The sequence below is a fragment of the Deinococcus sp. JMULE3 genome, from assembly GCF_013337115.1.
Classification (GTDB): Bacteria; Deinococcota; Deinococci; order Deinococcales; family Deinococcaceae; genus Deinococcus.
In genome coordinates this window covers 1,029,538-1,053,995 of record NZ_SGWE01000004.1, presented here as the reverse complement: position 1 = coordinate 1,053,995, position 24,458 = coordinate 1,029,538, and the positions used below count along the sequence as shown (strand labels likewise).

At 71.7% G+C, this 24,458-nt stretch carries 25 protein-coding genes; 9 read left to right on the top strand and 16 right to left on the bottom strand.

The features are described from left to right. Positions 1–15 precede the first annotated feature (15 nt). The 5 genes from EXW95_RS07975 (at position 16) to EXW95_RS07955 (ending at position 5,559) form a co-directional block, all read left to right on the top strand. Entirely contained in the window at positions 16–2,727 is a 2,712-nt protein-coding gene (locus EXW95_RS07975) for a hybrid sensor histidine kinase/response regulator (RefSeq protein WP_174367001.1), read from the top strand. Beyond that, positions 2,724–3,476, top strand: a complete 753-nt coding sequence (locus EXW95_RS07970) for a DUF4388 domain-containing protein (protein ID WP_174367000.1) — start codon at positions 2,724–2,726, stop codon at positions 3,474–3,476. The genes EXW95_RS07975 and EXW95_RS07970 overlap by 4 nt, the downstream gene beginning before the upstream one ends. Then, a complete protein-coding gene (locus EXW95_RS21160) occupies positions 3,473–4,477 on the top strand; it encodes a response regulator (RefSeq protein ID WP_174366999.1) in 1,005 nt (334 codons plus the stop codon). Before EXW95_RS07970 ends, EXW95_RS21160 begins: the two co-directional genes overlap by 4 nt. A 133-nt stretch (positions 4,478–4,610) precedes the next feature. Then, positions 4,611–4,796 (top strand): hypothetical protein, encoded by a 186-nt coding sequence (locus tag EXW95_RS07960; protein ID WP_174366998.1) that lies wholly within the window; start codon positions 4,611–4,613, stop codon positions 4,794–4,796. Beyond that, on the top strand, positions 4,786–5,559 hold the full coding sequence (locus tag EXW95_RS07955) for a DUF421 domain-containing protein (RefSeq protein ID WP_174366997.1): 774 nt from the start codon (positions 4,786–4,788) through the stop codon (positions 5,557–5,559). The genes EXW95_RS07960 and EXW95_RS07955 overlap by 11 nt, the downstream gene beginning before the upstream one ends. Positions 5,560–5,696: 137 nt before the next feature. Here the strand turns inward: EXW95_RS07955 and EXW95_RS07950 are convergent, their stop codons facing one another. The 11 genes from EXW95_RS07950 to EXW95_RS07900 all read right to left on the bottom strand — a co-directional run bounded on the left by EXW95_RS07950 (position 5,697) and on the right by EXW95_RS07900 (position 18,441). Beyond that, positions 5,697–6,080, bottom strand: a complete 384-nt coding sequence (locus tag EXW95_RS07950) for a 2Fe-2S iron-sulfur cluster-binding protein (protein WP_174366996.1) — start codon at positions 6,078–6,080, stop codon at positions 5,697–5,699. A 123-nt stretch (positions 6,081–6,203) separates the two neighbouring features. Further along, positions 6,204–7,850 carry a diguanylate cyclase domain-containing protein gene (locus EXW95_RS07945; RefSeq protein ID WP_174366995.1) on the bottom strand — a complete coding sequence of 549 codons (1,647 nt, stop codon included), beginning with the start codon at positions 7,848–7,850 and terminating at the stop codon, positions 6,204–6,206. 105 nt (positions 7,851–7,955) lie between these two features. After that, complete coding sequence (locus EXW95_RS07940) at positions 7,956–9,623, bottom strand: adenine deaminase (protein WP_174366994.1); 1,668 nt, start codon at positions 9,621–9,623, stop codon at positions 7,956–7,958. Positions 9,624–9,672: 49 nt separating this feature from the next. After that, a complete protein-coding gene (locus EXW95_RS07935) occupies positions 9,673–10,587 on the bottom strand; it encodes a DUF1266 domain-containing protein (RefSeq protein ID WP_174366993.1) in 915 nt (304 codons plus the stop codon). A 72-nt stretch (positions 10,588–10,659) separates the two neighbouring features. Further along, positions 10,660–11,475: a hypothetical protein gene (locus tag EXW95_RS07930; RefSeq protein ID WP_174366992.1), complete on the bottom strand. Its 816-nt coding sequence runs from the start codon at positions 11,473–11,475 to the stop codon at positions 10,660–10,662. 75 nt (positions 11,476–11,550) lie between these two features. After that, positions 11,551–12,402, bottom strand: a complete 852-nt coding sequence (locus EXW95_RS07925; RefSeq protein ID WP_174366991.1) for a serine protease — start codon at positions 12,400–12,402, stop codon at positions 11,551–11,553. Positions 12,403–12,483: 81 nt separating this feature from the next. Continuing rightward, the gene (locus tag EXW95_RS07920; RefSeq protein WP_174366990.1) at positions 12,484–14,019 is read right to left on the bottom strand and encodes a S8 family peptidase; all 1,536 of its coding nucleotides are present in this window, start codon (positions 14,017–14,019) and stop codon (positions 12,484–12,486) included. 841 nt (positions 14,020–14,860) lie between these two features. Then, on the bottom strand, positions 14,861–15,583 hold the full coding sequence (tmpR, locus tag EXW95_RS07915) for a bifunctional dihydropteridine reductase/dihydrofolate reductase TmpR (RefSeq protein WP_174366989.1): 723 nt from the start codon (positions 15,581–15,583) through the stop codon (positions 14,861–14,863). Continuing rightward, a complete protein-coding gene (locus tag EXW95_RS07910; protein ID WP_174366988.1) occupies positions 15,580–15,990 on the bottom strand; it encodes an NUDIX domain-containing protein in 411 nt (136 codons plus the stop codon). Before EXW95_RS07910 ends, tmpR begins: the two co-directional genes overlap by 4 nt. A 46-nt stretch (positions 15,991–16,036) precedes the next feature. After that, a complete protein-coding gene (locus EXW95_RS07905) occupies positions 16,037–17,518 on the bottom strand; it encodes an ABC transporter permease subunit (RefSeq protein WP_174366987.1) in 1,482 nt (493 codons plus the stop codon). Next, entirely contained in the window at positions 17,515–18,441 is a 927-nt protein-coding gene (locus tag EXW95_RS07900; protein WP_174366986.1) for a DMT family transporter, read from the bottom strand. The genes EXW95_RS07905 and EXW95_RS07900 overlap by 4 nt, the downstream gene beginning before the upstream one ends. 153 nt (positions 18,442–18,594) lie before the next feature. On the opposite strand from EXW95_RS07900, the gene EXW95_RS07895 reads away from it, so the two are divergent. Together EXW95_RS07895 and EXW95_RS07890 are read left to right on the top strand one after the other, a co-directional pair. Then, complete coding sequence (locus EXW95_RS07895; protein ID WP_174366985.1) at positions 18,595–18,786, top strand: hypothetical protein; 192 nt, start codon at positions 18,595–18,597, stop codon at positions 18,784–18,786. Between the two features lie 118 nt (positions 18,787–18,904). Beyond that, a complete protein-coding gene (locus EXW95_RS07890) occupies positions 18,905–19,549 on the top strand; it encodes an SRPBCC family protein (protein WP_174366984.1) in 645 nt (214 codons plus the stop codon). A 59-nt stretch (positions 19,550–19,608) separates the two neighbouring features. On the opposite strand, the gene EXW95_RS07885 is transcribed toward EXW95_RS07890, so the two are convergent. The 3 genes from EXW95_RS07885 to EXW95_RS07875 all read right to left on the bottom strand — a co-directional run bounded on the left by EXW95_RS07885 (position 19,609) and on the right by EXW95_RS07875 (position 21,114). After that, positions 19,609–20,079, bottom strand: a complete 471-nt coding sequence (locus EXW95_RS07885) for a hypothetical protein (RefSeq protein WP_217449180.1) — start codon at positions 20,077–20,079, stop codon at positions 19,609–19,611. A gap of 127 nt (positions 20,080–20,206) precedes the next feature. Next, positions 20,207–20,536, bottom strand: coding sequence for a hypothetical protein (locus EXW95_RS07880; protein WP_174366982.1), 330 nt, complete (start codon positions 20,534–20,536; stop codon positions 20,207–20,209). Beyond that, positions 20,533–21,114, bottom strand: coding sequence for a TetR/AcrR family transcriptional regulator (locus EXW95_RS07875; RefSeq protein ID WP_174366981.1), 582 nt, complete (start codon positions 21,112–21,114; stop codon positions 20,533–20,535). The genes EXW95_RS07880 and EXW95_RS07875 overlap by 4 nt, the downstream gene beginning before the upstream one ends. Before the next feature lie 160 nt (positions 21,115–21,274). Between EXW95_RS07875 and EXW95_RS07870 the strand changes: the two genes are divergently transcribed. Both EXW95_RS07870 and EXW95_RS07865 read left to right on the top strand, forming a co-directional pair. Then, a complete protein-coding gene (locus tag EXW95_RS07870; RefSeq protein WP_174366980.1) occupies positions 21,275–22,351 on the top strand; it encodes a histidinol-phosphate transaminase in 1,077 nt (358 codons plus the stop codon). Then, positions 22,348–22,698: a YkgJ family cysteine cluster protein gene (locus EXW95_RS07865; RefSeq protein WP_174366979.1), complete on the top strand. Its 351-nt coding sequence runs from the start codon at positions 22,348–22,350 to the stop codon at positions 22,696–22,698. The genes EXW95_RS07870 and EXW95_RS07865 overlap by 4 nt, the downstream gene beginning before the upstream one ends. Here the strand turns inward: EXW95_RS07865 and EXW95_RS07860 are convergent. Together EXW95_RS07860 and EXW95_RS07855 are read right to left on the bottom strand one after the other, a co-directional pair. Further along, positions 22,675–23,907 (bottom strand): phosphotransferase, encoded by a 1,233-nt coding sequence (locus EXW95_RS07860; RefSeq protein ID WP_174366978.1) that lies wholly within the window; start codon positions 23,905–23,907, stop codon positions 22,675–22,677. The genes EXW95_RS07865 and EXW95_RS07860 overlap by 24 nt on opposite strands. Further along, positions 23,897–24,430 carry a flavin reductase family protein gene (locus tag EXW95_RS07855; protein WP_174366977.1) on the bottom strand — a complete coding sequence of 178 codons (534 nt, stop codon included), beginning with the start codon at positions 24,428–24,430 and terminating at the stop codon, positions 23,897–23,899. Before EXW95_RS07855 ends, EXW95_RS07860 begins: the two co-directional genes overlap by 11 nt. Positions 24,431–24,458: the final 28 nt, after the last annotated feature.

Below are 24,458 nucleotides of genomic sequence, written 5' to 3'. Positions count from 1 at the left end.
CCCTAAGGAGCCGATGTGACGTCCCTCAACTCCCCGGTCATGGACCCGGAACTGACCGCCACCTACCTGCAGGACGCCCGCAGCGTCGCCGCCGGGCTGGAGGACGCCACCGTCGACCTGTGGGTCCCCGACGACCGCCCCCGCGCCCTGGACACCCTGTGGGTCCTCAGCCACCGCCTGCACGGCACGGCGGGCCTGTACGGCCACCCGCAGACCGCCGCGCTCGCCGCGCTGCTCGAACGCCTGATGGAAGGGCGCGCGCACCTGAACACCGACGACGCCGTGCCGATCCTCACGGAGATCCTCGAACGCGCCAACACCTGCTTCGGGCAGGCCCTGAACCGCATCGAACAGGGCCAGAGCGAGGGCGACGTGGGCCTGCTGTTCGCCGAACTGGGCGGCCCCGCCCAGGTGACCGACCTGCTGCGCACCCAGCCTTTCGCGCTGCAGGCCCGGCAGGCCCGCAGCGACACCCAGGAGGAACCGCCCTTCGCGGTCGTGAACGCCGCCATCTGGGAGGACTTCGGTCCGGAAGCGGCTGAACTGGCCGCCACGCTGCGCAGCGGCCTGCACGCCGACACGCCCGACCTGACCGCGCTGTTCCGCGCCGCGCACACCCTGAAGGGCAGCAGCGCCATGGTGGGCCTGAGTGACATGGCCGAGGTCGGGCACGCCATGGAGGACCTGCTGGGCGCCGCCCGCGAGGACGCCGTCACCCTGGACCGCGCGTTGCCCCTGATCGACGACGGCCTGAACGTCGTGGATCTCGTGCTCGCGCACGCCGAGGGACAGGTCCGGGAATCCCCGCAGCTGCGCATCCAGGGCTACCGCGCCGCCGTCGCCGCGCTGCTCAGCGGACAGGACCCCGCCACGCTGATCCCCACGCCCGAGGCGGCAGTCACGCCCGTCCCCGAGGCGCGCCTGAGCGTCCGCGTGGACAGCGGCCGCCTGGACGGCATGCTCGACGACGTCGCCGGACTGGTCGCCGCCCGCGCCCGCCTGAACGGCGTGCTGCTGCGCCAGCAGCAGATCGCCCGCAGCCTCGACGCCGCGCACGAACGCGTGCAGCGCACCGTCCGCGACTTCGAGGAACGCTACCTGAACCCCAACCTGACCCCCGGCGGGGCCAGCGCCGGGGTGCCGCTGGACCGCCTGCCCGGTCAGGCCAGGCCCGGCACGGACCTGGGACTGCAGGACCGACTCGCGGACTTCGGCGCGCTGGAACTCGACAGTTACGACGACCTGAACATCCTCGCGCGGGCCGTGACCGAGCTGAGCGCCGACCTCGTGGAGGTCCGCGCGCAGACCGCGCAGGCCATCAGCACGCTCGGCGACGAACTGACCGGCCTGGAAAAACTCACGCGTCAGCTGCGCGTGGAACTCAGCCGCGCCCGCCTCGTCCCGCTGGAGCGCGTCACGGCGCCCCTGCACCGCTGGGCCGGACGCCGCGACGACCTGAAACTCACCGTGACCGGCGAGGACAGCCTGATCGACGCGCAGTACGCCGCGCCGCTCGGACAGGCGCTGCTGCACCTGCTGACCAACGCCGCCGTGCACGGCGCGCAGAGCCCCGAGGAACGCGCCGCGCACGGCAAACCCGCCCTGCTGCAGGTCGGCGTGGACGCCCACGTCTCCGACGGGCACCTGCACGTCACCGTGCGCGACGACGGACGGGGATTGAACTTCGAGGCGCTGCGCCAGCGCGCCCTGCAGTCCGGGCACCTCAGCGCCGGGGAACTGAACGTCATGACCGACGAGCAGACCGCGCAACTGGTGTTCCTGCCCGGCCTGAGCACCGCCGCGCAGGTCACGCAGGAAGCCGGACGCGGCGTCGGCATGGACGCCGTGCGCGACGCCATCACCCGCCTGGGCGGCCGCGTCAGCATCAGCAGCGCTCCCGGCCAGGGCACCGCCACCACCCTGCACGTCCCGGTCGCGCAGCAGATCACCGACGTGCTCGTCCTGCGCGCCGGGAATGCCCGCGTCGCCGTGCTCGCCAGTCAGGTGCAGGGCATGACCGTCCTCGACGGCGACGCCCCGCACGGCAGCGTCGACCTCAGCGCCCTGTGGGGCGAGACGCCGGCCCCCACCCGCTACGTGGCCCGCCTGTCGGTCCCCGAAGCGGACGGCGGCACCCTGCACGTCATCGTGGACGAATTCCAGAGCATCGAGGAAATCGTGCTGCGCCCCGCCGGGAACCTCCTGAGCCCCCTGGAGTACCTGAGCGGCATGACCACCCTGAACGACGAGCACGGCCAGGCGTACCCGGTCGCCGTGCTGAACCCCGCCGGACTGCGCCGCGCCCGCGCCGCCCAGCGCACCGCGACCAGCGCCGCCACCCAGAGCGCCGGACGCATCCTGCTCGTCGACGACAGCCTCAGCGTGCGCCGCCACGTGGGCCGCAGCCTGGAACGCTTCGGGTACCAGGTCGCCACCGCCAGCGACGGTCAGGAAGCCCTGGAACGCCTCCTGGCGGGCGAGCAGGCCGACCTGCTCCTGAGCGACCTGGAAATGCCCCGCATGAACGGCTTCGAACTGCTGCGCGCCGTGCGCTCCAGCCCCGCCCACGCCGGGCTGCCCGTGGTCATCATGACCACCCGCGCCGGTGAGAAACACCAGCAGCTCGCCATGGAACTCGGCGCGAACGACTACCTCGCCAAACCCGCCGAGGAACGCCTGCTGCACCGCCGACTCGACGCCCTGCTCGCCGCCGGGGTCCGCGCATGACCCTGGGCGACGGGGCCGCCTGCCTGGTGGTGTCCCCCCACCTGTCACGCGCCCTGTCGCACGCCGCGCTGATCGAGGCCGCAGGCTGGAGCGCCACCACCGCCGCCGGAGGCCTGCACGCCCTCACGCAGATCGAACGGGAGCAACCCGTCCTGGTCACCATCGACCCGGCCCTGGAAGACCTGAGCCCCGCCGACCTGCACGAAATCCTGCGCGACGACCCCGCCACCGCGCAGACCATCGTCCTGATTCCCGGCGCGCAGCGCCCCGCCCGCTACGGCGGACCCTTCGACGTGCCCGTCCCCGCCGGACGCACCGCGCCCGAGGCGCTGGCCCGCGCCCTGCAGGTGCTGGGCGGCGCGACCGCGCCCCGATGGCACGACCCGGAGGCCGCCGCGCTGAGCGGCGAACTGAGCACCCTGCCCCTGACCGACATCCTGCTGTGCGCGCAGGACCTGCAACTCTCGGGTCTGCTGCTGATCGACGCGGCGCAACCCGCCCACCTGGTGCTGCGCCGGGGTGAGATCATCGACGCCGAATGCGGCGACCGCACGGCTCCGCAATCGGTCACGCACCTGCTCAGCGCCCGCGCGCCCGGCAGCTTCCGCTTTCATCTCATGTCCCCGGACCCGCTGGACGCGTACCCTCGGGGAGTGACGGTCCCCACCGCCCGCCTGCTCATGGAGGCGGCCGTGCACGAGGACCACGCCCACGCCGCTCCGCACCAATCCGCCCTGGAGGCCTCATGAACCCAGCTGACATCAACCCACCCATCACCGTTCTGGTCGTGGACGACTCCGTGAGCGTCCGCAAGGCCCTGGAACGCATCCTGGCCCCGCAGGGCTACCTGATCCGCATGGCCGACAGCGCCGAGAACGCCCTGGAGAGCCTCGAACCCCTGCCGGACCTCGTGCTGGCCGACATCCTGATGCCCGGCATGAGCGGTCTGGAACTCACCCGGATCATGAGCGACCGCGGCCTGAACGTCCCCGTGATGCTCATGAGCGGCATCGTGGACGAGGTCACGCAGCGCGACGCGCAGCAGGCCGGAGCGCGCGGCGTGCTGCGCAAGCCCTTCACGCCGGCTGAACTGCTGCCCGCCATCGAACCGCAGGTCATGGCGGCCCTGGACGCCCGCGCCCAGCGTGGCGGGGCCGCCCCAGCAGCGCAGGCGGGCGCACCGCAGCCCGCGCCAGCCCAGCCCAGCACAGCACAACCCAGCCCAGTGCAGCCCAGTCCGATGCAGCCCGCGCCCGCGCAGCCGGTCCCGGTGGCGGCGCAGCCCGCACCCACCCCCACGCAGCCCACTCCTGCGCCGTCCACCCCGGTGCAGCCCACGCCCGTGCCGACCCCGGCGCAGCCCGCCGCATTCCAGCCCCCGCCGGGCACCCCCGCGCAGCCGGCGTTCACGCCCGCCCCGACCGCGCCCGCGCACAGCGGTCCGCTGGCCGGACTCGACCGGGTCGGCGGCGTGCTGGGCGCCACGCTGTACGACGCCGACGGTGACCGCCAGGATCACTTCGGGCCGGAACTGTCCGAGAGCTTCGCGATGTACGCCCGCTTCATGGTGACCGCCGCCGCCACCGCCAGCCACCACCTGAACCGCGGGGACCTGGGCAGCATCCTGCTCAGCTACGCCGGGCAGACCCTCCTCCTGAGCCCCCACCGCGACGGCCAGCTCGTCGCGCTGCTCGCCAGCAGCGACGCCGCGCCCGCCGCGCAACGCTGGCAGGCCTCGCAGCACAACTGATCCGGGGCACACCGGTGAGGGAGGGGAGTGGTCACGGGCCGTTTCCCTCCCGCCGCATGTGGGCGCCGGGTGAAGGCAGGCATGAAGGATTCCCCCGGCGCCGCGTGCGGGGCGCGCGACCTACACTGCCCGCATGGAATTCCGCACGCAGACCGACCGGCTGCGGCTTCGCAACGCCCTGTGGCAGCAGCTGAGAACCGCCGGGCCCGGCCCCGACTTCGAGCGGACCCTGGCGCGGCTGGCCGACCTGACCGGCTGGGACCGCGCCCGCATCCTGGCCGGGCTGGGCCTGCCCACCGGGGGGGCCGATGAGCGCTGAGGTGGTGCCCTTCGACTGGGCGCGGATGTTCCTGGGGGACACACCGCCGCTGTTCCTGCTGGAGATCGTCTTCCGCACGACCGTCATCTTCGGGTGGCTGCTGCTGCTGCTGCGCTTCACCGGGAAGCGTGGACTGGCGCAGCTGAGTCCGCTGGAACTCGCCATCGTGATCGGGCTGGGGTCCGCTGCCGGGGACCCGATGTTCTACCCGGAGGTGCCGCTGCTGCACGCCATGCTGGTCATGGCGGTCGTGGTGGGCTTCCAGACGCTGATGGCGCGGCTGGTGATCCGCAGTGAACGCGTCGAGACCTTCATGGAGGGCGTCCCGGTGGAACTCGTGCGGGACGGGGTGCTCAGTGGCCGCGCGCTGAGCGCGTCGAACCTCAGCCGCGAGGACCTGTTCGAACGCCTGCGTGCCCAGGGCGTCCGGCAGCTGGGCGAGGTGCAACGCGCGTACTTCGAGCAGGACGGCAACCTCACCGTGTTCACCCACGCGCAGGACGCCCCGCCGGGACTGCCGGTCGTGCCGCCCTGGGACCTCGAACCCCCCAGGATCGTGCAGCCTGGCGAGGCCGTCAGCGGCGCACTGGCGTGCCTGGGCTGCGGCACCACCCGCGACGCGTCGGGACAGCAGGACGCGGGCGCACTGGCGGCCTGCGCGTGCGGCAGTGACCGCTTCACGTCGGCCACCACCGACCCGCTGGCCCCCCCGCGACCGACCGGGACGTCCCGACCGCCGGGTGATCATATGGACTCCGGTTGAAAGGTTTGCAAGAACTTTCAACCCGAGCGGACTCATAGAGCTGCGCAGCAGAGCGAGGAGGAGAACATAGGGTTCCGGGCGTGGAGTTGGCAGATCGGTGGTGTTCCAATCTATGAACGAAACAGACGGAGTCCGTATCAGCCCTCGGTGGACGCGCCGGGCCGGGTGGTCCACACCGGGTCCGGTTCGATCTGTTCGGCGGGAGCCTTGCCGGGCTCCAGGCCGCTGCTGCTGGCCGTCTGCAGGGGCGTGACGCTCATACCGGGCACGCACTCGATCTGGCAGGACAGTCGCGCCTGCCCCAGCAGGTCCTTCTCGGTCAGCTTGTCGAACTCGGCGGCGGTCATGGCGTCCGGTTCGCCCTCCTGGAAGCTGACGCGGCAGGTCGTGCAGCGCGCCACGCCGCCGCAGCGGTGCAGGACGTCCACGCCGCCCCGTTCCAGGGCCAGCACCAGCCGCTCCCCGGCGTTCGCCTGAATCTCTCCGAAGCCCTGTACCTGCACCGTCAGTTGTTGCGTCATGCTTCCCAGCATGCCACGCGGGGGCGGGGCGTTCACAGCGGTTTCCAGTTCCACCCTGGGGCCAACACCACGCCCTTCAATTCCACTTCCAACCGCTGGTGTTGTCAGGTGCTCGCTCTGCTGTCAGCGGAACAGGGTGGGCATGGTGACCTCGCCGTCCAGCCACACGCGGCCCTTCCCGCGCCGTTTGCCGCGGATCAGGGCGGTGTCCGCGCGGGCCAGCAGTTGGCCCACGGTGCCGCCCCGTCCCGCCTCGTGGAAGGCCAGTCCGGCCGTGGCGTTCAGGTCGTGCGGCACGCCGTCCACCACGACCGGCTGCCGCGCGATGGCCTGCAGCGCTCCCTCGACCCGCAGGCGGATCTCCTCGCGGGAGGTGGCCTGCACCAGCAGCGCGAACTCGTCCCCGCCCAGGCGGCCCAGGGTGTCCCCGGCGCGCAGCGCCGCGAGCATCCGCGCGCCGACCGCGTGCAGCACTTCGTCCCCCGCGTGGTGCCCGAAGGTGTCGTTCACGCTCTTGAAGCCGTCCAGGTCGAAGATCGCCACGGCCAGCAGCCCGCCGCCCGCGCGGGTTTCTTCCAGTTGCGCCAGGAAACTCGCGCGGTTGGGCAGGCCGGTCAGCGGGTCGGTCGTCGCCTGCCGCTGCAGGGCCTCGATGGGCCGCGTGGCGCGCAGCACGAGCAGCCACGCCAGCAGGCTGCCCGCCAGACTGATCAGCAGCACGAACGCCAGCGGGCGCGGCCGGGCCGGGCCGGGGAAGTCGGCGGTGGGGGCGTACACCCCGACGGTCCAGGTGACGCCGGGCTGCACCTCGAAGGGTTGCAGGACCACCCCGTACGGTTCGCCGCCCACCTGGAACCAGTGCGTGCCGCGCCCCGGCGTGAGGCGGCTGCGGTCGTCCAGCAGCGCGCGCAGGGCCGGGTCGGCCACCTCGCGCAGCAGCGGCACGCGGCCCTGGACCGTGACCGGCCACTCGCGGCTGGCGGCGATGGCGTGCCCGCCGGCGTCGGTCACGAACGCCCGGCCGCGCGCACTGACCTGCAGGCCCTGCAGGAACGAGGCCAGCTGGCGCAGTTGCACGTCCGCGCCCACCACGACGGTCCCGCCGGGCGCGGCGGCACTCGCGGCGACCGTCACGCCCGGCTGCTGCGACGACGCGAACACGTACGGTTCCGTCCAGACGAGCCTGCCGGGCTGCGCCTGCGCCTGCCGGTACCAGGGGCGCGTGCGGGGATCGTAGTCGCTGGGCGCGCTGCTCTGACTGGTGGGGAGGCCGCGCGCGTCGTAGCGGGTGGTCGTGACGCGCCGCTGCGGGCGGACCTCGATGACCCGCGAGTACCGGCCGGTGTCGCCGGGACCGTCGCGGCGCAGGAACGTGAAGCGGCCGTCCGCGTGGCCGACCAGCATGCCATTCAGTTGCGGGACGTTGTCCAGCAGCGCGTGGAAGTTCGTGAGGGTGCCCGACGGGTCGTCGGCGCTGAGCAGGCCCGACTGGACGTTCGTGCGGTTCACCTGCACGATCTGCGCTGCCGAACGCAGGTACCCCTGCACGTTGTCGGACGTGACCCGCACGAGCTGTTCCAGCGCCGCCTGCGCCTGCGCCCGCTGCGCCTGACCGCTGAGCTGCTGCTGCCCGACCAGCGCGACCAGCAGCGTGAGCCCCTGCGTGAGCAGCAGCGCCAGCAGCAGCCACAGCCGCGTCTTCAGCGGCTGGCGGGCCGCGCGGCGGGTTGTGATGCGGCGTTCGGATGTGCGGGAGGTGCGGGCGCGCAAGGCAGGCCAGTCTAGAGGCTGACCCGGCGCTCACCTATCCCCCGACAGGCGGGGGAACTGGACAGCGCCGCTTCCTTCCCGCCGGGTCGAAGCAGTCCGCGGCGGTCAGGTCAGCGGCGCGGCGTCACGGGGCAGCAGCTGCCACGCCGTCACGTCCAGCAGCCCGCGCGGCGTGAGCTTCAGCGCCGGGATGACCGTCAGGCCCAGGAACGCCAGGGTCGTGACCGGGTACGGCAGCACGCAACCGTGCGCGCGGCACGCGGCGGTCACGCGGCCCAGCGCCGCCGCCGCCTGCGCGGGGGGCAGGTCCGTCATCAGGCCTGCGAACGGCAGGGGCAGCTGCGCGCGGACCTCGCCGCCCGACACGAGCACGATCCCGCCGCCCAGCGCCTCCAGCGCCCGGCCCGCCGCGCGCACGTCGTCGTCCGATCCGCCCAGGAACGCCACGTGGTGCGCGTCGTGCAGCACGCTGATGCCCAGCGTCGCCCCGCGCAGTCCGGTGCCGGACGTCAGGCAGGCCGACCACTCGCCGCGCCCATAGCGGTCCGCGACGACCAGCCGCGCGTCCCCGCTGCCCGGCGCGCCCACCCCGGTCGTAATCTGATCCGCGCTGACCTGCATGACCGGCCAGTGCGCGGGCACCTCGAAGGTCGCCGCCGCCCACCCGGCCCCCAGGTTCACGCCGCCGCCCGGCAGGGGAGGGGTGACGGTCCCCGCGCGGGCCTCCTGACCACCCACGAAGGTCTCCAGCACCTCGAAACCCTGCAGGTCGCGCAGCAGCACGAAGTCCGCGTGATACCCCGGCGCGACCAGCCCCACGTCGTGCAGCCCCCAGTACTCGGCCGGATTGCAGGTGACCAGCGCCACCGCGTCCGCCGGGTGCAGCCCGCCCGAGACGCACATCCGCAGCAGGCGGTCCAGGTGCCCCAGCTCCAGCAGTTCGTCCACGCTGACGTCGTCACTGACGAGCATCGCCCGGCGCGGGCGGTCGCGCAGCACTGGCAGCAGGGCGCCAAGGTTCCGCGCCGCCGAGCCCTCGCGGACCATCAGCCACAGCCCGGCGCGCAGGCGCTCGCGGGCCTCCTCGGGCGTCGTCGCCTCGTGATCCGAGTGCAGCCCGGCCGCCGCGTACCCCATCAGGTCCCGCCCCCGCACGCCCGACGCGTGCCCGTCCAGCCGCAGGCCCGACGCCCGCCCGGCCTCCAGCACGGCCCACACGCCCTGATCGCCGCCCAGCACGCCCGGATAGTTCATCATCTCCGCGAGGCCCAGCACGCCCGGCACGCGCAGCATCCGCGCGGTCTCCTCGGCCCCGATCACGGCGCCGCCCCGCTCGAACTCACTGGCGGGCACGCACGACGGCGCCGACGCCCACACCCGCAGGCCCGACGACCGGCCCGCCGCGAGCATCCACTCCAGGCCGCCCGCGCCCAGCACGTTCACCAGTTCATGCGGCTCGGCCACCACCCCGGTCGTGCCGCGCGGCAACACCGCCCCCGCGAACCCCGCCGGGGTCAGCAGACTCGACTCGATATGCACGTGCCCGTCGATGAAGCCCGGCGCCAGGAACGCCCCGCGCGCCTCCACGACCCGCGCCGCCTGGAACCCGCCCCCGAGCGCCGCCACGCGCCCGTCCGCGACCAGCACGTCCGCCTCGAACACCTCGCGCGTGGCGGGCTGCACCACCCGCGCGCCGCGCACCAGCAGGTCGCCCCGCTCCTCACCGCGCGCCACGCGCACCAGACGACGCCGATCTTCCCCGGTTCCAACCATGACGCAGTGTAGAGAAGCGTCCGCACCACGCCAACCCCGGCCCCGGGGCTCAGTTCAGGGCCGAGGCTTCGCTGCCCGTGCCCACCGCCGCCAGACCCCGGTCGAGCGGCTGGCCGGGCGGCGGCCAGGGGTCGCGGCGCCAGGGGCTGTCGTCACGGGTCAGAAGCGCCTTCACCGCGTCGGCGTACCCCCGGTTGCGGACCGGGTTGGCGTTCCAGAAGGCCGCGCCCGCCTGGAAACTCCGGCCGTAGTGCGCCCAGTCGCGAAACGGCGCCTCCCGCGCCACCTGACGGCACTGGCCCAGCACCTGCCAGCCCTGCCGGTCGCTCAGGTACCCCAGCGCCACGCCCTGCGCGGCGATGTCCGCCGCCCGGGCGAGGTCGAAGGCCAGGCCGCCCACGTCCCCCACCTCCGGCTCCCACTGGCGGACGACCTTCACGTGCCGCCGATCGAGGCCCGCCGTGTCCTGACCGTGCAGGGCGCGGCGCACCTGCTGGTACGGCTCGTGGTGGCCGCCCCCGCCGAGCAGCCACGCGAGACTGGACATCGCCGACGCGTGATCCGTGACGCCCCACCCGGACTCCAGGGACGCCGCCAGTTCCCGCAGGGCCTCCTGGCGGGCCTGCGGAGTCTCGCCGGGCGGCGTCACCTGATAGAAGTACGTCGCGGGCCGGTGCGTGGCCGTCTCGAAGATGTCGAGCCACAGGGACGTGAACGGCGCCCGCAGGTTCAGCGCGAAGCGGTCGGCGTCACTCAGGGCCAGCGCGGCCGCCTCGACCTCGGCCCGCCGGGCGTCGGCCTCCAGGGCCGCCTGGGCGTCCCGCTCGGCCCGTTCCTGCGCCAGCTCGGCGTCCGCTTCCTGAAGGCCCTCGCGCGCGCCCTCCAGCATGGCCTTGCCCACCCACCACAGGGCGGCCAGCGCCAGTCCGGCCGCGACGGGAATCAGCACTGTCCACAGGGTCACCCGGGCAGCATACCCCCCGGTCCCGCGCCGCCCGCGCGCAGATGACACACCGGCACGCTTGCCAGCGGCGGATCAGGTCGAGCTCTTGAAGCCGCGCAGCAGCGAGCCGCGTTCCGCGAGCGCCCGCTCGAACAGCGCCTGCTGGAACGCGCGGGCGTCGTTCACGCCCGACCCCGACTGCGACGCCTGCAGCTGCGCCTTGTCCGGCTTCGGGATGGGGGACAGCGTCCCGAAGCGCCGCGCGCGGAACATGCCCGGATGCTCCTCGAACACCACCGTCACGCCCGGTGGCAGATCCCGGATGTGCGCCGCGAACGTCTGCTCCTGTACGAGTTCCGCGTGCGCCGCGCCCGTGCCCAGTTCGGTCAGCAGCCGGTCGATCAGGGTGAACACGCCCGCCGCGTAGGCGTCCACCTCCGCGCGGGTGGGCAGCGCGCCACGGTGGATCACGCGGTTGCGGAAATCGGTCCCCAGGCCTCTGGGCGTCAGGAAGTCGGGTTCGCGGCCCTCGCGCAGCAGGTACGCCAGCGCGAACATGCCCAGCTGCCGCTCGGACTGACTGGAGACGTGCCGCCACGTCCCGTCCAGCGCCGACAGGGCGTCCTCGAACGACCCCTCGCGCCCGGCGGCCTGCTCCAGCGCGAAGGCCCGCACGTAGAACTCGAAGAAGCGTTCCAGCGCCGCCGCGAAACTCGCGACCGCCTCCCGCGCGTAGCCGTCCATCAGCGCCCGCGTGCCCAGGTCGAACAGCACCTCGAACTTCTGCTTGCGCACCAGCACGCAGTACCGCGCGCCGCACCGCGCGCAGCGCAGGTCGTGCACGCTGCTGTCCGCGAACTCCGCGCGGTTCACGTGCGCGCACTGCGGGCAGGTCGTCGGGAAATCCATACCCCGAGCATAGAGCGCCCCGCGCGGGCACGGCGAAGGCCCCCACGCGCGGTGGGGGCCTGCATGTCAGAGTCGTTACTGCGCGGTGACGCCGGTGTAGCTGTTGATCCAGTTGATGTACCCGTTCACGCGGGTGTACACGCCGTAGCCACGGCACTCGGCCGGACCGTAGGACACGATGCCCAGCACGTAGAACTTGCTGTTGTAGCGCGCGGCGAGCGGGCCGCCGCTGTCGCCGTTGCAGGAGTCCTTCCCGGCGTCGTACTTGCCGCAGATGGTGTTGCTGGGGCGGCTGCCGCAGTCGCTGCCGGTGGGCGTGATCGGGATGGTGACCTCGCGCAGCGCGCGGTTGCTGTACGCGCCGGTTTCGGTCCTGCCCCAGCCGCTGACGGTGGCGGACTTGCCGTTCACGTCCAGCACGCTCTCGGTGGTGTTGTTCGGCAGCGCGGCGGTCGCCACGGTGCTGCCCAGCGTGAACGCGGTGCCCACGCGGATCAGGGCGATGTCGTACGCGTAGGTGCTGCTGTTGTAGTTGGGGTGACGGACGATCTGCGCGGCGGTGCGCAGCTGACCGCTGGTGGTGGTCAGGTCGTTGATGCCGGCGCGGACGCGCATCTGGCTGGCGCTGTAGCCCGCGACGCAGTGCGCGGCGGTCAGGACCCACGTGGAGCTGATCAGCGTGCCGCCGCACCAGCCGCCCGACAGTTCGGTGCTGGGCGTGACGCTCACCTGATAGGGGCGGTTGGTGACGTTCGTGACCGTGCCGTACACGATCTGGCTGCCGATGGTGTCCGTGAAGGCCTTCTCGGTGCCGGTGACCGTGAGGGTCTCCTCGGGCAGCGTGGCCTGCGGGGCGGTCTGGGTGGAGCAGGCGCTCAGGGCCAGGATGCCCAGGGCGGTCAGCGCGGCGTGCAGGGGTTTAAACATGATGAAACCTCCGGGAAAGGGAATGGAAGGGGGACGCGAATCAGGGATCAGGCGCGTACACCTGATCCCCGACTGGAGGGATTACTTGGTTTCGACGAGGGTGTAGCTGCCGCTGCCGCTGTAGCCGTACACTTCCCAGCGGTAGGTGCCGCTGGCGGCGGCGTAGTTGATGCTCTCGCTGCTGGTGCCGCTCTCGCTGGCGGCGACGTCACTCCAGGTGCCGGAGCTGTTCTTCTTCTGCAGGTACAGGTCGAAGTCGGTGCCCGAGGGGCCGCTCAGGGTGGCTTTCAGGGTGCCGCCCGCGTAGCTGAAGCCGGCGGTGCCGGGCTTGTAGCTCGCCGTGCCGGCGCTGACCGTGCCCGTGTAGGTGGTGGTCGTGCCAGTGGGGGGAGTGACCGTGCCGCTGCCGGTGAACAGCAGGCGGTTGGGGCTGCCGGTGCCGGCACCCGTGACCTTGTTGGGGGTGGTGTTGTTGATCATGGCGCTGGTCACGGCGCTGTTGGTGGTGTTCCCGGCGGCGATCAGCAGCGCGGCGGCGCCCGCGACGTGCGGGGTAGCCATGGAGGTGCCGCTGATGGTGTTCGTGGCGGTCGTCGACCCGATCCAGGTGCTGGTGATGTTGCTGCCGGGCGCGAAGAGGTCCACGCAGCTGCCGTAGTTGCTGAAGGAGCTGCGAGCGTCGGTGTTCGTGGTGCTGCCGACCGTGATGGCGCTGGCGGCGCGGGAGGGGGAGACGTTGCAGGCGTTCTGGTTCTCGTTGCCCGCCGCGACGGCCATGATCAGGTTCTTGCCCGCGGCGCTGTTCACGGCGTCGTCGACAGCCTGGCTGGCCCCGCCGCCCAGGCTCATGTTGGCGACGGCGGCTGCCGTGCCCTTGTTCGTCACGGCCCAGTTGACGCCGGCGATCACGCCGCTGTTCGTGCCACTGCCGCTGCAGTCCAGGACTTTCACGGCGACCAGGGTGACGCCCTTGGCGACGCCGTAGGTGCTGCTGCCGACCGTGCCCGCGACGTGCGTGCCGTGGCCCTGGCAGTCGCTGTTGTTGCCGTCGCCGGTGGTGTTGGTGCCCCAGATGGCGCGCCCGCCGAAGTTGGTGTGCGCGGTGTTGATGCCGGTGTCGATGATGTACACCTTCACGCCGCTGGCGGTGCTGTTGTAGGTGTAGCTGCTGTCCAGGGGCAGGTTGCGCTGGTCGATGCGGTCGAGGCCCCAGGTGGCGCCGGTCTGGGTGGCGGTCATGTGCATCCTGGCGTCCTGCTCGATGTACTTGACGCGCTTGTCGGCCTGCAGGCGGGCGAGGTTCTGGCTGCTGAGCTTCGCGGCGAAGCCGTTCAGGGCGGCGCCGTACACCTGCAGGACCTGCACGCCCTGGGCGTCGAGGCCCAGGCTGCTGATCAGGCCGCTGGCGCTCTGGCTGCTGAGGTCGGCGGCGGCGCCGTCGCTGAACACGACGATGTACTGGCCGGGGATCGCTTCGGGGTTGGTGGTGCCCAGGAGGGGCGCGCTGGTCTGACCGCGGGAGATGACGTCGGTGGTGGGGGCGGCCTGCTGGCTGCCGCAGGCGGCGAGGAGCAGGGTCAGTGCAAGGGTACCGAGGGTAGTGGTGCGTGCGTTCATGGTGGCGACCTCCTGGGACAGTTCCGGGACCGAGACAGTATGGGAGTAGTGCCGTGCTGTGCACGGCGGGTATGGCGCTGTCAAGCGATATTGGGAACTTCAGAGATGATACGCGCAGGTCTGTCCGTCTTGGATGAACGTCAAGGCGGCTGGGTGAATTCTGTCAGTCGGGAGTACAAAAATGACAGAAAACTGACAACCGGACGATAAAAAGACCCGTCTGCTATATCGGGACGCTGGCGCAAATCCTCCAGCTTCTCGATAGCCAACTCATTTCTCTCATCTGACCGGGTGACGATTATTCGCGCATGTGATCAAAAAACTGGCACCTGGCATTTCAATTGCAAGCCAATATCTTCCGATCATGAGCAAAGTTTGAGGTCGGACTCAGAACACGCTGCCCCAGCACTTCAGCCCACCGGGTGGATGAGGAACCTGCCCCGGCACCCTGAACGACCTCGCGCGGCTCATGCGCGGCCTCGACCCCCTGCCTCTCATACGGGATTAAATTGATTTGCTTCCAACGTGATTGCCTTCCGTTGTCCCCTCTCCCCCTGTGGGAGAGGGAGGGAGGAGCGAAGCGACGGAAGGGTGAGGGGGCCACCGGGCGACTCCGAATGTTTTGGAATCACTCGAATGCCGTGCGTGCCCCCCGGACCTGAACTCTGGTTGGACGAGAAGGCAGACCGCTTCGCCGGAGTCCGGGTCATACGGACTCCGGTTGAAAGGTTTGCAAGAACTTTCAACCAGAGCAGAGCGAGTAGGAGAGAAACGGGTTCCGGACGTGAAGTTGGCAGATCGGTGGTGTTCCGATCTGTCGGCGAAACGAACGGAATCCGTATCAGAGGTGCCAGCCGCCCGCGACCTCCAGTTCCTGCCCGGTCACGTAGTCGCTGCTGCGCACGAAGAACAGCGCGGCCTCCACGAGTTCCGCGACCGTCCCCACCCGTCCCGCCGGGATCTCCCGGACTGGCTGGCTGACGCTCGTCTCGATCACGCCGGGACTGACGACGTTCACGCTGACGCCGCTGCCCGAGAGGGTCAGGGCCAGCGCCCGCGACAGGTGCAGCACCCCGGCCTTGGCGATCACGTACGGCACGATGGCGGGCCGGGCCACGCCCGCCGACGCGCCGGCGTACCCCAGGTTCACGATGCGGCCCCAGCCCCGGTCGCGCAGCAGCGGCGCGGCCTCCTGACTGGTGGCGAACACGGACGTCAGGTTGCTGCTCAGCATGTCCGACCACTGCTCGTCGGTGGTGTGCAGCAGCGGGGCTTTCACGTAGTTCCCGACGTTGTTCACGAGGACCGCCAGCCCCGACCCGAACGCGGCGTGCGCGTCGCGGACCAGCGTGCGGGCCTGCGCGGGCACCGTCAGGTCCGCCCGGAGCGTCACGGCCTGCACGCCCCGCTCGCGGCACAGGCGCGCCGTTTCCTCAGCGTCGGCGAGGCTGGCGCGGTAGTGCACGGCGACGTCCAGGCCCTCGGCGGCTAGCGCGACCGCCAGCGCCCGCCCTATCCCGCGCGCCGCGCCCGTCACGAGCGCCGTGCCGGGGGGGACGGTCACGCCTCGCCCTGCCGCAGGGCCAGGGCCACCAGCGAGCGGGTCACGGCGTTCAGCGGGTAGTCGTGCGCCTCGTGCAGGTGCACCCAGGCCCACTCCTCGATCTCCTCGTTCGGTTTCACGTCGTGATCCCCGGTCGTCGCCAGGAAGTCCACGAGCAGCATGTGCGCGGGCTTGTGGAACTCCTCGCTGAGCACCGATTCCTGCGTCTGCGCGTACTGCACGTCCTCCAGGCGCAGGCCGACCTCCTCGCGGAATTCGCGCTGCACGGCGTCCAGCAGTGTCTCGCCCCACTCGACCTTGCCGCCGGGCACGCCCCACAGTCCGCGCCACTTCGTGGTGCGGACCAGCAGCACCCGGCCGTCCCGGCCCCATACGAGCGCTCCCACACACACCAGCGGTCTCTCCATGCGCGCCAGCGTACCGCCCGCCACGCCCGCGCGTGAGGGTGAACGCCTACCGACCCCGGCGGCGCATCACACGCCGTTCCAGGCCCGTGATCACGGCGTACACCAGCACCCCGTACCCGATGAGCAGCGCGATGGCCGCGAACTGCCCGGCCTTGTTCTGGTACGTCCCGGCCACCTGCACCGCCAGCCCCAGGCCCTTCTGGTTCGGGTCCACGAATTCCCACACGACCGCCCCGATCAGCGCGAGGCTGGCCGCCAGCCGCAGCCCGCCCAGCAGCACGGGCAGCGCACCGGGAAATTCCAGGCGCGTCAGGCGCTGCCAGCGCGAGGCACGCAGGGTGCTGAACAGCTCGTGGAAGGTGGCCTCCAGTTCCCGCACGCCGACCAGCGTGGCGACCAGCATGGGGTACAGGGCACTCAGGGCCGACACGATCACCGCCGGGAGGAACCCGAAGCCCAGCCACGACACCAGCAGCGGCGCCAGCACCACAATCGGCGTGCTCTGCGACGCCACGATGAACGGGCTCAGGAAGCGTTCCAGCGCCCGCCAGCGCGCCAGCGGGTACCCGATCAGCACACCCGCCAGTGCGCCCAGTAGCGTCCCCATCAGCGCCGTCTTCACGGTCACCCCGAACGCCGCCAGCAGCGCCGGGGTCGTGCGGACCCCCTCCTGCCACGCCGCGCCCGGCGTGGGCAGCAGGAACGGCTGGTTCAGCGCCGACGCGCCCAACTGCCACGCCACCCCGGCCAGCGCCACCGCCAGCGCGGGCAGCAGCCACGTCACGCTGCGCTCCGCGCGGGTGTCCACCCGCAGCCGCGTGGAATCCCCGGTGCCCAGCACGGCGCGAAGGTGCGCCTCCAGCCCGTCCGTGTACGCACTCACGCGGCCCTCGCCGCGCGTATCGAGCACCTCCACGATCCGCCCGCCGCGCAGCACCGCCACGCGGTCGGCCAGCCACACCGCCTCGCGGATCGAGTGCGTGACGAGTACCGTCGTCCGGCCCGTCTTCTCGTGCAGGTGCCGCAGTTCGGCGTTGAACCGCTCGCGGACCAGCGCGTCGAGCGCCGCGAACGGCTCGTCCAGCAGCAGCACGTCCCCGCTCTGCGCCAGCGCCCGCGCCAGCGCCACCCGCGCCCGCATCCCACCCGACAGCTGCGCCGGGAAGTACGGCCCGTACGCGTCCATGCCCACCAGTTTCAGGGCCTCCGGGGCAGTCAGGCCACCCCCGGCCCCCAGGTCGGCGGGGAGCTGCACGTTCCGCAGCGCGGTGCGCCACGGCAGCAGCCGGTAATCCTGGAAGACCAGCGCGGGCGGCGTCCCGATATGCACGGTCCCCGACTCGGGCCGCAGCAGCCCGGCCAGTACCCGCAGCAGCGTGCTCTTGCCCCCGCCCGACGGGCCGATCAACGCCAGGAACTCGCCCCGGCGGACGTCCAGCGTCACGCCGCCGAGGATCACCTCGCCGCCCAGTCGCACCGTGACGTCCTGCACGGCCAGCGGGGCGTCCGTGACGGGCTCCCCGCTCACGCCTTCACCTCACGCGCCGCGTCCGGAACGGGTACCGGCGCGGGCCGACCACGCGTGTTCACGAGCACCACGCCCGCCACCGCCACCAGCCCCCCCACCAGCGTCAGCAGGGTGGGCACCTCGCGCAGCCACGCCCACGCGATCAGCACCGCGAACACCGGCGACACGTACAGAAAGGACGTCGTCACGCCCGCCCCCACCCGCGACAGGGCGAACGTCCACGTCAGGTACGCCAGCGCCGCCGGGAACAGCCCGATGTACACCATCGCCAGATGCGCGTCCAGCGGCGCCGCGCGCAGTTCCGCCCCGAACCCCGGCAGAAACACCAGCATGGGTACCGTCCCCGTGATCAGCGACCACACCGTGAAATGCAGCGGATTCATCCGCGCCAGCAGCGGCTTCTGAAACACGAAGTACAGGCTGGTGAACAGCGCCGCCGCCAGGATCAGCAGCGCCCCCCGCGTGAAACTCAGCCCCTGCCCGCCGCCCAGCACGATCAGCGCCACGCCCCCCAGGCTGACCAGCGTGCCCAGCCAGCCCAGCGCGTTCAGCCGCTCCCCGGCGAAGCGCGTGGCGAGCAGCGCCGTGATGACCGGCCCCGCCGCGATGATCAGGCTAGCGGTGCCTGCCGGGACCGTCACCTCGCCGAAATTCAGGCACACGTGGTACAGCGTGATGCCCGAGAAGCTCAGCCCCGCGATCCGCCCCAGGTCCCGCAGCGGGGGCAGCGGAATCCGCGCGGCCAGCGCGTACACGCCCAGCGCCAAGCTGGCCACCAGGAAGCGGTACAGCGTCACGTGCCCCGGCGAGAACGCCTCCAGCCCCGCGCGGATCCCCGCGAACGCCGACGCCCAGAACACGATCGTGACCAGGATGGCCCCCAGCGACAACGGATCCAGACGGCCAGCAGCGGGAGCACGCATATGGCGGCCAGCATAGAGCAGCCCCCACCCCGCGCGGCATCGGCGCAGACGATCCGTCCCGCGCCGCCCTTCGGTCCACGCGGTCCGCGCAGGTCTAAACGCGCCCTGAGGCCCGGCACACCCGCTCAGCTGCCGATGCGCGAAGGATGAGGCATGACCGATCCACAACCGCAGAGCACGCCCGAAACCGCGCAGGACCACACGGGCAGCGATCACGCCACGCACGGCGCGAACACCAACCTGACGCCCGACGTGGTGGGCGGTCCCGCGAACCCCCAGGACCGCGCCGCGACCGACGCCATCACCGATCAGCACGCGCATGACGGCGGGAACCACCCGGGCTGAATTCCCGTAAGGTCAATTGCCCCCGCCCGGTCCGCAGGCGGGCCTTAATCTTCGTTGGGTGAGGCTTCACGCGCGCCCACACTGCACTTCATACACTGCCCCCACGGAGGGAATCACCATGACGAACACCACAGGAATGGATCAGAACCGCATGATCAGCGGAGCCGCCGGAGGCGCCCTGCTGCTGATGGGCCTGCGTAAACGCGGCGTGCTGGGCCTGGGCATGGCCGCCGTCGGCGGGTACCTCGCCTACCGCGCCGCGACCGGCAACGACCCCGTGATGGCCGCCGCCGGGCTCAGCGGCAACGCCGTGGCTGCCAAGCCCATCTTCGTGGAGCACAGCGTCGTCATCGACCGCCCCGCGCAGGCCGTGTACGACTTCTGGCGCAAGCTGGAGAACCTGCCGCAGATCATGAGCCACCTCGAGAGCGTCACCGCGCTGGACGAGAAGCGCAGCCGCTGGGTCGCGAAGGCCCCGCTGGGCACGCACGTCGAGTGGGAAGCGGAGATCGTGAACGACAAGCCCGGCCAGCGCATCGGCTGGCACTCCCTGCCCGGCGCGACCGTGGACAACGCGGGCAGCGTGCAGTTCGAGTCCCTGCCGAACGGTGGCACGCGTGTGCACGTGGCGCTGTCCTACCGTCCGCCCGCCGGGCCGCTGGGCGCCGCCGTCGCCAAGCTGTTCGGTGAGGAACCCAGCCAGCAGATCGCCGAGGACCTGCAGAAGTTCAAGGCCGCCTTCGAGGGCAGCGCCAAGAACTGACGTGAACGGGCGAGGGGCCGGTCGCGTTCAGTGACCGGCCCCTCCCTGTTGTGCGCTCCTTACCAGGTCAGGTCGATGCTGGTGAAGGGCGCGCCGTTCTTGCCGGGCGTCAGGCCGTTCATGAGGGTCCAGCCGGGCTTGAGGTTCAGGAGGTCCTTGCCGCTCTTGTCCCCCGCGCCGTTCTGGGAGTACACGAAGGTGCGGACGCTGGAGCGCTGCTCGCCACTGTCGAAGCGGTTGGGGGTGCTGCCCGCGCCGTCCACGTAAGCGAACAGTTCGTACGCGCCGTCCTCGGGGGTGTTGGGGAAGCTGATGGCGTACACGCGCTTCTCGGGGTTCAGCGTGCCGAGGTTGCCCTGGTCGAGGGCGGGGGTCTGCACGCCGCTGAGGGTCATGCCGCGCAGCGCCATGCGGATGGTGCCGCCGGGCTGGGTGCCGAGGATGTTGCCGGACACGTCACCGTCGGGAATCCCGAGGTAGTTGCAGGAGGCCATGGCCAGGGGCAGCAGCAGAAGGGCAGCTTTCTTCATGCTGCTCACCCTAGGGGGCAGGTGTGAAGTATGTGTGAGGGTCAGCTGACTGACTTCTCACGAAGTCTCATGCGACGTCCGCCCTTTCCCGCCATGGGCCGGGTTGCTTCCGAACTGCCCGCTGCACTCAGGCGGCGTCCGGATCGTTCGGGTCGGCCGGCGCCTCGGGCACGTCCGCCGCGCCCTCCTCGATCACCGTCAGGGACCGCAGCGTCGCGCCCTGATGCCAGCCATACGCCGGGTGGCGCAGGCCCAGCGCCGCCGCGATGCCCTCGGCCACGCCCCGGTCCGGTTCGCCGTCCAGGCAGAACAGCAGGAATTTCCGCCCGCCCGGCGCGATCCGGATGAACAGGTCCTCGCCGATCTCCAGCTGCTGCGTGCGCGCCAGCCGCTCGGCGCGCCCCTGCGCGTACCGCAGTGCCTCGCGGATCGGGACCGTCACCGTCGGGTTGCTCATGCGCGAAGTCCCGACAGCAGCATCTCCGCGAACTGATCGGCCACCTCACGCGGGCTCATGGAGCCGCCCGGGCGGTACCACGTGTACGCCCAGTTCACCGCCGACAGGATCAGGTACGCCGTCATCTTCACGTCCAGATCCGCGCGGAACGTCCCTTCCTCCAGGCCCTGCGTGACCAGCTCGCGGTAGAAGCCGTCGATGGTGTCGCGCCAACCGGTCACGCGGGCGTACGCCTCGGGGGACAGGTGCTTCCACTCGTGGAAGAACACGGTGGCGCTGTCCATGTTGTCCGCCACCACCCGGATGTGCCGGAACATCGCCTCGCGCAGCTTCTCGTCGGCGCGCATGGGCTCGCCACGCAGCGTGAACAGCGCCTCGTCGAACTGCCGCGACGCCTGGTTCACGATCTCGATCAGCAGCTCCTCCTTGGACGCGATGTGCGCGTACAGACTGCCGCCCTGCATGCCCAGTTCGCCCGCCAGGTCACGCATGCTCGTGGCGTGGTACCCACGCTCGGAAAAGAGGCGGCTGGCCGAGTCCAGAATCTGCTCGCGGCGGGGTTTGGCAGTGTCAGTCATGGTGGGGGAGGGGCCGATTCGGCCTATTGGGCACAGCCTACCACGCCCCACCCAAACGACCGTTAGGGCCGGATGGGTGCGTGCTGGACAACCCCGGGTCACCCGCGCGGGTTTCCCATCACTGGACGGCCCTTCACGCGCGGGTGGTAGAACGGACGACATGACCACCGAGCCTCTTGCCGCCGCGCCCGCCGGGGTGCGCGCCGCCGTGCGCGGCGTGCCCGCCTACCCGTTCACGCCGCTGGACGTCCCCACCAAACTCGACCAGAACGAGAACCCCTACGACTTCCCCGAAGCCCTGAAACAGGAGGCGCTGCGCCGCATGGCCGCGCGCCCCTGGAACCGGTATCCGGACCTGCACGCCGACGAACTGCGCCGCCGCATCGCCGCCTTTGAAAACTGGGACGAGCACGGCGTGGTCGTCACGCCCGGCAGCAACGTCCTGATCAAACTGCTGACCGAACTCGCCGGGATCTCCCAGACCGTCCTGACCGTCAGCCCCACCTTCAGCGTGTACACCCTGGAAGCGCAGCTGCTCGGCGCGAACCTCGTGCAGGTGCCGCTGAACCCCGACTTCAGCCTGCCCGTGGACGCCCTGAAGGCCGAACTGAAGCGTCACCAGCCGGGCGTGCTGTACATCACCCAGCCGCACGCCCCCACCGGCCACGTGGACGCCGACGCCGCCATCCGCGACCTCGTGGACGCCGCCGGGGACTGGGTCGTCGTGCTGGACGAGGCGTACCACCAGTACAGCCACACCGACCACAAGGACCTCGTGCTCGCGGGCGGCAACCGCCTGAGCCTGCGCACCTTCAGCAAGGCCTGGGGGCTGGCCGGACTGCGCCTCGGGTACGCGCTCGCCACGCCGGAACTCGCCGGGCAACTGCAGAAACTCGTGCCCGCCTTCAACGTCAGCACCCTCGCGCAGGCCGCGCTGGAAGTCGCCCTGGAACAACCCGGCTACGTGCAGGAACGCGTGCAGGAGGGCATCCGCGAGCGCGACCGCGTCCTCGCGGCCCTCGCGGGCCACCCCACCTGCCAGGCGCTGCCCAGTCAGGCGAACTTCTTCCTGCTGCGCACCCCCGACGCCGCCGCCGCGTACACCCACCTGCTGGAACGCGGCATTGTCGTGCGCCGCCAGGACAGCCTCCCCGGACTGACCGGCTGCCTGCGCGTCGCCATCGGCACGCCCGCCGAGAACGACGCGCTGCTCGCCGCGCTGGCCGACCTGACATGATCCCGCGCGGGCCGCTCCACCTGACCACCGACGAGCAGGCCCGCTTCGTGCATCCACCCGAGTACGCGCCGCGCAGTCCCGTCACGACCGACTGCACGGCGTGCGGGGCGTGCTGCGCCGCGCCGGACATCCACGCGCTGAACAAACCCCTCGGCGTGCCCTGCGTGAACCTCGGCCCCGACCAGGGCTGCGGGCACCTGTGCGCCATCTACGCCACCCGGCCCCCTGTATGCCGGGGCTACCAGCCGGACTGGGTATGCGGCGAGGTCGCGCCGCTGCCCACCCTGGACGCCCGCACCCGGCGCTTCCTGGAGATCTACGGGTTACAGCCTGACAGCCTCCCGTAACGCCTGCCGCAGCGAGAACGGCGTGAAGTTCGGGCGGATGCCCGGCACGGTGCCCACCCAGTCGCAGTACGCCGCGTCGAACAGCACGGCGCGGTGCAGGTGCGCCAGCGGCAGCGACCGCCACAGCAGCCCTGCCGCGTCCCCGGCGCCCAGGGCGCGCAGGTACGCTCCGGCCAGCCGTTCGGGTAGGTCCGGCGTGCCCGAGCGCACGGGCAGCGCGGCGCGGGCGGGGTGCAGGGTGAACCCCAGGAACCACCCGGCGTCCATGAACGGGTGCGCCAGGGCGACCTCGCTCCAATCGAACCAGACGCTGCCCCGCTCCGGGCCGTGCAGGGCGTTGCGGGGGTGCGCGTCCCCGTGCGCGGGAAGGCTGGGCAGACCGTGCACGTGCAGGTCACGGAATACGGCCGCCACGGCTGGGCGCAGGTCGCGCAGCGCCGTCACCTCGTCCGGGGAAAGGCCCCAGGCGCGCAGGGGGGCGGGGTCGGCCAGCAGGGCGTCCACCCGCGCCGCCATGTCCGGCACCGTCAGGGTGGGCGCGCCCAGGTCGGCCAGGGCCGGGGCGTTCGCCGCACGCTGAAAGGCGGCCAGTCGAGTCAGAGCCTCATCCCAGGCGGCAGCGTCGGGCACCCCGTCGAGCAGCGCGCCGCCGTCCAGGGTCAGCAGCGTCGCGTTCTGCGGATCGGCGTGCAGGACGGGCGGCAGCAGCTCCGGATGCCGCGCGGCGAGGTGCGCGGTCAGGGCCGCCTCGCGGCCGTCCACGCTGACCTTCAGCCACGCCCGGCGGCCGTCCCCCAGCGGCACGCGGTGGATGCCCATCAGGTCGTGACTGAAACCGGGGTTCACCGGTCCTGCTCGGGTCAGGCCCAGGGCACCCAGTCGGGCGTCCACGCTGGCCGTCGCGACCTCCGGCCAGTCGGGCCGCTGCCAGGGCCGCGCGCCGGGCAGGACGTCCGGGAGGTGCGTGCTCCAGTCGCCGGGCCACGTGACCTCCGGCCCGCCGGTCAGGCGGACGTGCAGCGGCCCGCGCCGCCCGAACCCCAGCCCGCCGTCGTGCAGCAGCCACGCGCCGGGCGGCAGGTCCGCGCGCAGCACGTCCGGCAGGGCCGCTGCGTCCGGCACGTTCAGGGTCGGCAGGTCACCCGCCGGGGTGCGCCACACCTCGCCCCGCGTGTTCCACAGGGCCAGCGGGCTGGGTTCAGCGGCCATGTTCCGCGCGTTCGAGTGCGGTGGTGGTGTAGGTGCTGCGGCCCAGGTAGATGGCGGGCGGCGCGATGAGCAGGCCCGCGTCGTCGTAGGCGTCCGGGTCGAAGTGAACCTGCTCGACGTGACCCACGAACAGGTCGTGGTCGCCGGTTGGGGTGACGGCGGTGACGCGGCAGGTGTAGTGCAGGTACGCGCCGCTCAGCGCGAGCGGCTGCCCGGGCAGGGTGCCCAGGTTCAGCAGGGCGTGTTTGTCCACGCCGCCGTGCAGGCTGTGCAGGCCCGCGCCCTGCACGGCGTCCGCCAGGGGCAGCGGCAGGAAGTTCACGCCGAAGGTGCCGCCCGCGCGGATCAGGGCGTGCGTGGCGCGTTCACGTCCGATGGCGACACCGTAGAGGGGCGGGTCGGCGCTCAGGGCGGTGTGCCACCCGGCGGCCATGACGTTGCGCTGCCCGGCGTGCGCGGCGGTGATCAGGGCGACGGTGCCGGGGTAGTACCCGAAGAAACGGTCGGTGGTGGCGCTGAGCATGTGCGGCCCACTATGCCGCGCGGGGCGG

Bases quoted from the DNA above. Each gene is read 5' to 3' on its own strand.
- EXW95_RS07940 (WP_174366994.1), bottom strand. From the start codon at position 9,623: ATGGTTGGAACCGGGGAAGATCGGCGTCGTCTGGTGCGCGTGGCGCGC.
- EXW95_RS07885 (WP_217449180.1), bottom strand. From the start codon at position 20,079: ATGAAGAAAGCTGCCCTTCTGCTGCTGCCCCTGGCCATGGCCTCCTGC.
- EXW95_RS07925 (WP_174366991.1), bottom strand. From the start codon at position 12,402: ATGTTTAAACCCCTGCACGCCGCGCTGACCGCCCTGGGCATCCTGGCC.
- EXW95_RS07870 (WP_174366980.1), top strand. From the start codon at position 21,275: ATGACCACCGAGCCTCTTGCCGCCGCGCCCGCCGGGGTGCGCGCCGCC.
- EXW95_RS07955 (WP_174366997.1), top strand. From the start codon at position 4,786: ATGAGCGCTGAGGTGGTGCCCTTCGACTGGGCGCGGATGTTCCTGGGG.
- EXW95_RS07860 (WP_174366978.1), bottom strand. From the start codon at position 23,907: ATGGCCGCTGAACCCAGCCCGCTGGCCCTGTGGAACACGCGGGGCGAG.
- EXW95_RS07865 (WP_174366979.1), top strand. From the start codon at position 22,348: ATGATCCCGCGCGGGCCGCTCCACCTGACCACCGACGAGCAGGCCCGC.
- EXW95_RS07895 (WP_174366985.1), top strand. From the start codon at position 18,595: ATGACCGATCCACAACCGCAGAGCACGCCCGAAACCGCGCAGGACCAC.
- EXW95_RS07900 (WP_174366986.1), bottom strand. From the start codon at position 18,441: ATGCGTGCTCCCGCTGCTGGCCGTCTGGATCCGTTGTCGCTGGGGGCC.
- EXW95_RS07880 (WP_174366982.1), bottom strand. From the start codon at position 20,536: ATGAGCAACCCGACGGTGACGGTCCCGATCCGCGAGGCACTGCGGTAC.
- EXW95_RS07950 (WP_174366996.1), bottom strand. From the start codon at position 6,080: ATGACGCAACAACTGACGGTGCAGGTACAGGGCTTCGGAGAGATTCAG.
- EXW95_RS07930 (WP_174366992.1), bottom strand. From the start codon at position 11,475: ATGGATTTCCCGACGACCTGCCCGCAGTGCGCGCACGTGAACCGCGCG.
- EXW95_RS07920 (WP_174366990.1), bottom strand. From the start codon at position 14,019: ATGAACGCACGCACCACTACCCTCGGTACCCTTGCACTGACCCTGCTC.
- EXW95_RS07960 (WP_174366998.1), top strand. From the start codon at position 4,611: ATGGAATTCCGCACGCAGACCGACCGGCTGCGGCTTCGCAACGCCCTG.
- EXW95_RS07855 (WP_174366977.1), bottom strand. From the start codon at position 24,430: ATGCTCAGCGCCACCACCGACCGTTTCTTCGGGTACTACCCCGGCACC.
- EXW95_RS07970 (WP_174367000.1), top strand. From the start codon at position 2,724: ATGACCCTGGGCGACGGGGCCGCCTGCCTGGTGGTGTCCCCCCACCTG.
- EXW95_RS07890 (WP_174366984.1), top strand. From the start codon at position 18,905: ATGACGAACACCACAGGAATGGATCAGAACCGCATGATCAGCGGAGCC.
- EXW95_RS07875 (WP_174366981.1), bottom strand. From the start codon at position 21,114: ATGACTGACACTGCCAAACCCCGCCGCGAGCAGATTCTGGACTCGGCC.
- EXW95_RS07910 (WP_174366988.1), bottom strand. From the start codon at position 15,990: ATGGAGAGACCGCTGGTGTGTGTGGGAGCGCTCGTATGGGGCCGGGAC.
- EXW95_RS21160 (WP_174366999.1), top strand. From the start codon at position 3,473: ATGAACCCAGCTGACATCAACCCACCCATCACCGTTCTGGTCGTGGAC.